6 protein-coding genes are annotated in these 6,298 nt (G+C 71.3%); 1 reads left to right on the forward strand and 5 read right to left on the reverse strand.

Going from position 1 to position 6,298, the window contains the following annotated elements; genetic code table 11:
- The 4 genes from D7X99_RS41165 to pgeF all read right to left on the reverse strand — a co-directional run.
- Positions 1-482, reverse strand: a 482-nt coding sequence (locus D7X99_RS41165; RefSeq protein ID WP_199756429.1) for a DNA-processing protein DprA, incomplete at its 3' end; no start/stop codon positions are given.
- Between the two features lie 140 nt (positions 483-622).
- Positions 623-1,837 carry a LysM peptidoglycan-binding domain-containing protein gene (locus D7X99_RS41170; RefSeq protein ID WP_121782494.1) on the reverse strand — a complete coding sequence of 405 codons (1,215 nt, stop codon included), beginning with the start codon at positions 1,835-1,837 and terminating at the stop codon, positions 623-625.
- Between the two features lie 26 nt (positions 1,838-1,863).
- The gene (locus tag D7X99_RS41175; RefSeq protein ID WP_121782495.1) at positions 1,864-2,745 is read right to left on the reverse strand and encodes a tol-pal system YbgF family protein; all 882 of its coding nucleotides are present in this window, start codon (positions 2,743-2,745) and stop codon (positions 1,864-1,866) included.
- An 82-nt stretch (positions 2,746-2,827) separates the two neighbouring features.
- Complete coding sequence (gene pgeF, locus D7X99_RS41180) at positions 2,828-3,586, reverse strand: peptidoglycan editing factor PgeF (RefSeq protein WP_121782496.1); 759 nt, start codon at positions 3,584-3,586, stop codon at positions 2,828-2,830.
- A 216-nt stretch (positions 3,587-3,802) separates the two neighbouring features.
- Here pgeF and D7X99_RS41185 point away from each other — a divergent pair, with 216 nt between their 5' ends.
- Entirely contained in the window at positions 3,803-5,728 is a 1,926-nt protein-coding gene (locus D7X99_RS41185) for a diguanylate cyclase (protein WP_121782497.1), read from the forward strand.
- A 30-nt stretch (positions 5,729-5,758) separates the two neighbouring features.
- Here D7X99_RS41185 and D7X99_RS41190 read toward each other — a convergent pair.
- On the reverse strand, positions 5,759-6,298 hold a 540-nt coding region (locus tag D7X99_RS41190; RefSeq protein WP_147476413.1), incomplete at its 5' end, for an SGNH/GDSL hydrolase family protein.

The following is a 6,298-nucleotide window of genomic DNA, read 5'->3' on the forward strand; positions in this document are numbered from 1 at the left end:
GCGCCCGACACCACCCCCACCCCGGCCTCCGCCACCTTCCGGGCGAAGGAGCGCGCGAACGGCAGGAAGCCCTGATCCGGATGGCGGCTGCCCACCATCGCCAGCCTGCGGCGGGGAGGACCCGGGTTGCCCAGGAAGAACAGCAGCGGGGGCGCGTCCTCCAGCCCCACCATCCGGGCGGGGTAGGCCGGCGAGCCCGCGAAGGCCACCTGGAGCCCCGTCCGGGCACAGGCCTCTTCCGTCCGGGACGCCAGGGCGTCCAGCGATGCGACGGCGGCCAACCGCTGGCGGACGGTCGCGGGCACCGGCACGTCCGCCACCCAGTCCCGCACGGGCGTGGACGCGAGCCGGGACAGCGCCCCACCGGCGAACGCGCGCACGGCGTCCAGCGTCCGGGGCCCCAGGCCCGCAATGGCCCAGAGCGCCAGGGTGGCGCGCTGCTCGTCCCAGTGTAGGTGCGTATCCGTGTTTGTGTCCGCCATGCCGTCCCCGCCTGTTTCCCACCTATATAGAGGTGGTCCCGGGAGGGGCGTGACACATAACACCGGTTCTTCGAGGGTCAAGCGACCCGCCCTTCCCGGGCGGGTCGGAATGCAGCATTCCTGCCGATCGCCGCCTTGGGTCAGCGGCTGGCGGTGGGCGTTCCGTCCTTGCGCATGGTGGCGCGGTCGCCGGCGGAGATCTCCACCATGGAGCGGGTCATCAGGCAGTTGGAGGTGCGCTCACGCACTTCGGTGACCATGCACTGGGCCACGGCCTCCCAGGGGTAGGCCTTCTGCTCCTTGCCCGCGTCGCCCATCTTGTAGTCGCTGCGACCGAGCACGTCCTTGCTGGGGTCGCCGCGGCGCTCGATGGTGAAGGTGTTGCCCACCTGGACGCCGTCCGCGGTGCCGCGGTCCACGACGATGAAGTTGTGCTCGCCCAGCAGCGTCTGGCCCGGCGTCATCGGCGTGAGCACGAAGCCGGGGATCTCCTTGCTGTTGGCCTTGGGGGCGATGCGCTCCGACAGCTTCTCGCTGGAGGGGCCCACCAGGTCGCCACGGGCGATGGGGTCCCACGTCTCCATGATGCGCGCGGTGACCACGTCGTTGTTGATGGCGACGACCTGCACCGTGCCCAGGAGCTCCGTGAGGTAGCCCGTGCGCGCGTTGGACACCGGGTGCTTCACCTCTTCCACGGTGTGGAAGATGACGTAGCGGTCGCCAATCTTGGCGGACCCGCGCTTCTTGAAGCGCAGGTAGACCTTCTCCGGGGAGGAGAGCATCAGCGCCTCGGAGGTCGAGCCCTCGATGCGGCCCGCCTCGTCCAGCTCGCGCGTCGTCACGAAGCCCTTGGTCGTCACCGGGCTGGAGGCGGACGGGTCGAAGCCGATCTTCCCGACCACCGACACCAGGCGGCCGCCGCTCACGTCCGTGGGCGCCACCACGTCGTCGGAGGGCAGGTCACCGGCCTCCACGCGCGAGGGCACCTCTTCGCCGCCCGGGAAGAACTTCACGTTGTTGCCCGGGTAGATCCAGTGCGGGTTGGCGATCTGCGGGTTGTAGGACCAGACCTTGGGCCAGTACCAGGGGCTGCCCAGGTAGCGCTGGGACAGGTCCCACAGCGTGTCGCCCGTCTCCACCGTGTGCACCTGGCCGGGCGCGCTCTCACGGCCCTGCGCGGCGCCGGGCGGGAGCGTGACGGAGGTGGGGCGCTGCTCCACGTCGTCGGAGATGTCCTGCCCTTCCGTCTCGGAGGACGACTGGGATTCATCCTCCTGCGCGTCCTGGGCGAAAGCCGTCCATGCCGGCGCGACGGTGAGGGGCACGAGCAGGGAGGCAAGGATCCGGGTGCGCATCGGACGACGTCCTTTCACAAAAGGGCTTACGGCGAGAGCGCGGCGAGCCGCTGCTCCGCCTGCGTGGCGGCGGCCGTCCCCGGGAACTGGGTGACGACGCGGGTATAGAGGGCTCGGGCATCCACGGCCTGGTTCAGCCGCACCCGGCACTCCGCGAGCCGGAGCATGCCGTCCTGGACGGCATCCCCGGCGGGGTAGTTCTTGATGAGCTTCTCGAACGTCTTGGCCGCGCCGGCCGCGTCCTTGAGCCCCATCTGGCCCAGGCCGCTGAAGTACAGGGCGTTGTCGGCGCGAGGGTGGCGCGGGTTCTCCGCCGCGAAGCGCGTGAGCGTCTCCACGCCGCCTTCCACGTTGCCGGTGCGAAGCATGGCCACCGCGCGCTCGTACTCAGCGTCGAGGATGTCCGGATCCTTCTCCGGCGGCTCCATGCGGGTGGCCGTGGTGGAGGCCATCGAGCCTCCCAGGCTGACCGAGCCCGTCCCCGACGAGCCCTCCACCGGGGAGATGAACATCTCCATCTGGTCGGTGTCCGGCTCCATCACCGCCACCGCCGTGTTGATGCGCGGCGCGGGTTCCTTCTTCGGCTTGAGCCGCACCACCGTCAGCTCCGCTGGCGCCAGACCCAGCGGCTCGCCCACTTCCGGCGAGGCGGCCTCCGGCTTCGCGCTCGCGGTGGCCTTCGGGGACGCGGCGGGGGCCGGGGCGGCGGCGCGGGCGCGCGAGACGGCGTCGCGGTTCTCCAGCCGCTCCAGGCGCTCCATCAGCGACGACTGGGCTGCGCGCAGCGTGCGCACCTCAGCCTCCAGCCGGCCCACTTCCGTCTGCGAAGCAGCGGTGGTGGCGCAGGCGGTCGGCGCGGACAGCGCGACGGCGGCAAACAGGCGGAAGAGGAAGGGACGCACCGGCACGAGCCTGGACGGAGGGAATTCCAGGTCGAGGATAGGAAGGCCGGTCGGAGACCGTCAAGAAAACGACCCCGGCGGGCCTCCGCTAGAAGCGGTGCAGCACGAAGTTGAGGTGCCGCCCTGTGCGCCCCGCGTCCCGGCGGTGGGAGAAGAACCGCTCTGGATCACACGCCGTACAGGCCTGTAGCACGTCCACCTGCCCCGGCTTCAGCCCCGCCTTTGTGAGGGACGCCTTCACCGCGAGTGGAAGATCCAGGTGCGGTTTGGCTCCCGCGCGGACGACGTCCGGACCGAACCGCGCGCGGAAGCGGTCGCCCAGCTCCGGGGACACCTCGTAGCAGCACGCCTGGATGCAGGGGCCCACCGCCGCGAGCAGGTCCTCCGGCCGGCTGCCCCGCGCCACCAGCGCCTCCACCGTGCGGGCGCTGATTTCCAGGTCCGTGCCCTTCCATCCCGAGTGCACCGCCGCCACGCGCCGCGCTCGCGGGTCCACGATCAGCACCGGCACGCAGTCCGCGGTGCCCACCGCCACCCAACTGCCCTCCCCTTCCGTCCACAGCGCGTCCGCCTCGCCCAGCGTGGGGCGCAGCACGTCGTCGGCTTCGCCGCGCGCCTCCAGCACCGTGTCGCCGTGCACCTGCGACACCCGGCAGAGCGAACCCAGACGCGCGCCCGCGGCCTGGGCCAGCCGACGGTGGTTCTCCTCCACGCGGGGACGCTCGTCGCCCACGGAGAAGCCCAGGTTCAGGGACGCATAGGGCCCCTCGGACACCCCACCCGCGCGAGTGGCGAAGCCGTGGGGCACCGGCAGCAGCGCGGAGGTGAGGAACACGGACCGGGTCATGGTTGGAACTCCTCTTTCCGGACGCGGATTTCGGGACTACCGCCACCGTGCCACGGGTACAGCCCGTGAAAACAGGAACATGCCGAGGAACAACACCCCCATTTCAATATTTCGACACCGGTACGTTTGACAGGGCGTGTCATGCCCCTGACAATTTTGAACACTCCGTCACTCGCGGACAGAACGCGAGTGCACGAAGCACACTGCGCCCCGCACATGGCCCTCGGTTCCGAGACGATTGGCAGGAAGCTCTTGTGGAGCATCGCGCTGCCCGGGTTGGTGGTGGCGCTCCTGGGCGTGGGGCACTTCTCGCGCGAAGCCCGGCAGGCGGTGCGTGAAGGCACGCACCTGGAGGCGCTCGCGTTGGCGGAGGCCGTGGCCTCCACCTTCACGCTGCCGCAGGCTCCGGGCGCGGCACCGCATGGCGCGGTCGCGGACGTGCTGTCGTCTGACACGCGGCTGTTCCGCTCCGTGGAGGACCTGCGGGTCCTGACGCCGGACGGGCGCATCCGGTGGAGCAGGCGGCCGGCCGAGCAGGGACATCCGCACCCGGAGGCCACGCGGCTGTCCGCGACGGGGCCGGAGACGGCGCGCTCCAGCGACCACGGCACGGAGGTGGTGCGGCCCCTGGGCGGTCCGGAGTGCTCCGGCTGTCACACCGGCGAGGCCGCGCAGCGCATGGGCGTCCTGCAGGTGCGCATGGGCGAGCCCGCGCTGACCCGCCAGCTCCAGACGGTGTTCCAGGACGCGCTCGGCGCGATGGTGCTCTTCGTGGGCATCCTGGGGCTCGTCACGTGGCTGTCCCTGCGCTTCGTGCTCACCGCGCCGCTCAAGCGGCTGAGCGAGGCCATGGGCCGCGCGGCCGACGGCGACCTGCTGGTGCGCGCGGAGGCCCGGAGCACGGACGAGATTTCCCGGCTGGGCGCGGCCTTCAACCAGATGCTCGCGCGGCTCACCTCCATGAAGGTGGAGGAGATCGACACGCACCGCGACCTGCAGTTGGTGAAGGAGAAGCTGGCGCTGAAGGACGAGCTGGAGGAGCGCCTGACGGAGTTGTCGCTGCTGTTCGACGTGGCCCGCTCGCTCAACACCACGCTGGAGCTGGACGAGCTCCTGTCGCGCATCACCCGCCTGGTGGTGGAGCGGCTGCACATCCCGGACTTCTCCATCATGCTCCTCAACGAGGAGGGCATGCTGGAGGTGAAGCACGCGTGGCCGCAGGGCCGGGGCCTGGAGGGCCACACCTTCGCCATGGGCGAGGGCGCATGCGGCCGGGCCGCCCAGACGCGCAAGGCCGTGTACCTGCCGGACCTGACGGACAGCACCAGCATCTTCGCGCGGCGCGGGCTGCGCGGCGGCTCGGAGCACGGTTCGCTGCTGGCGGTGCCCATGGTGCACGCGGACACGCTCCTGGGCGTCATCAACTTCCAGCGCCCGGAGACGGCGAGCATCTCCGCGGAGGAGATCGAGCTCTTCACCGCGGTGGCGGATCAGGCAGCGACGGCGGTGACGAACGCGCGCCTGCACGCGGAGACGGTGAAGCTCACGCTGACGGACGCGCTCACGGGCGTGCCCAACCGCCGCCACCTCTTCCAGCGGCTGGACCTGGAGCTCGCGCGAGCCCAGCGCTTCGGCGTGCCTCTGGCGCTGCTGATGGTGGACGTGGACCACTTCAAGCGGCTCAACGACCTGGCCGGGCACCGCGCCGGAGACGAGACGCTGCGCCGGGTCTCCGACGTACTGCGGACCCGCGCGCGCAAGGTGGACACGCTGGGGCGCTACGGCGGCGAGGAGTTCGTGCTGCTGCTGCCGCAGGTGTCCAAGGCCACGGCGGTGGAGGTGGCGGAGACGCTGCGCCGCGCGGTGGCGGACTCCGTCACGCTCAGCCGCCCGGGGCTGCCCGGGGGCCACGTCACGGTGTCCATCGGCGTCTCGCACTTCCCCACGGACGCGTCGGCGCAGGACATGCTGGTGGATTGCGCGGACTCGGCGCTCTATTGCAGCAAGCGGACGGGCCGCAACCGCGTGACGGCGTTCGAGGCCGGCATGGAGATCCACCCCGGACGCGAGCGCAGCATCAGCGCGCCGCCCGCGGACGCGCCCTCCACGCCGCCCGCGCCCTCCGGCATCGCGAAGGCCTGAGCGCGGGGCGCCAGGGCGCCCTGCCTGGCGCTACCGCTGCACGAGCGTGCGGACCACGGGGAGCATCAGGTCCGCCCACTCCTCGTAGCCCACCGCGGACGGGTGGAAGCCATCCGAGCAGAAGAAGTCCGGGCGCCGGGGGATCATCTCCCGGCTGGCGGTGAAGAGGTCCACCAGGTGCAGCCCGTGCGCGCGGGCCACGGAGGCGATGGCCTGGTTGAACGGCTCGATGCGCCCTTCGTACAGCGCGCTGGGCACCATCTTCGCCACCGGCGCGAGCGCCATGTCCGCCAGGTTCGCCACCACCATGGACGCGCCGGTCTGCTTCAGCCGCCGGGCGATGCGGTCCAGGTCGTCCTGGAACTCCGCCACCTCGGTGCCGCGCCAGACGTCGTTGGTGCCCACGCCCAGGGTGATGAGCGTGGGCTGCAACGCGATGACGCGCTTGAGGGCGTTGTTGACGATGTCGCGCACGCGCGCACCGCTCTGCCCCAGGTTGGTATGGCCCACGGGGAGGCCGTCCTTGCGGAGGCGGGAGGCGAGCCGGTCGGGATAGCCCCCGCCCTGCGA

It is taken from the genome of Corallococcus sp. AB032C, assembly GCF_003668935.1.
GTDB lineage: Bacteria > Myxococcota > Myxococcia > Myxococcales > Myxococcaceae > Corallococcus > Corallococcus exiguus.

Excerpts from the sequence above, each read along its gene's own strand:
- D7X99_RS41170 (WP_121782494.1), bottom strand. The coding sequence starts at position 1,837 with ATGCGCACCCGGATCCTTGCCTCCCTGCTCGTGCCCCTCACCGTCGCG.
- pgeF (WP_121782496.1), bottom strand. The coding sequence starts at position 3,586 with ATGACCCGGTCCGTGTTCCTCACCTCCGCGCTGCTGCCGGTGCCCCAC.
- D7X99_RS41185 (WP_121782497.1), top strand. The coding sequence starts at position 3,803 with ATGGCCCTCGGTTCCGAGACGATTGGCAGGAAGCTCTTGTGGAGCATC.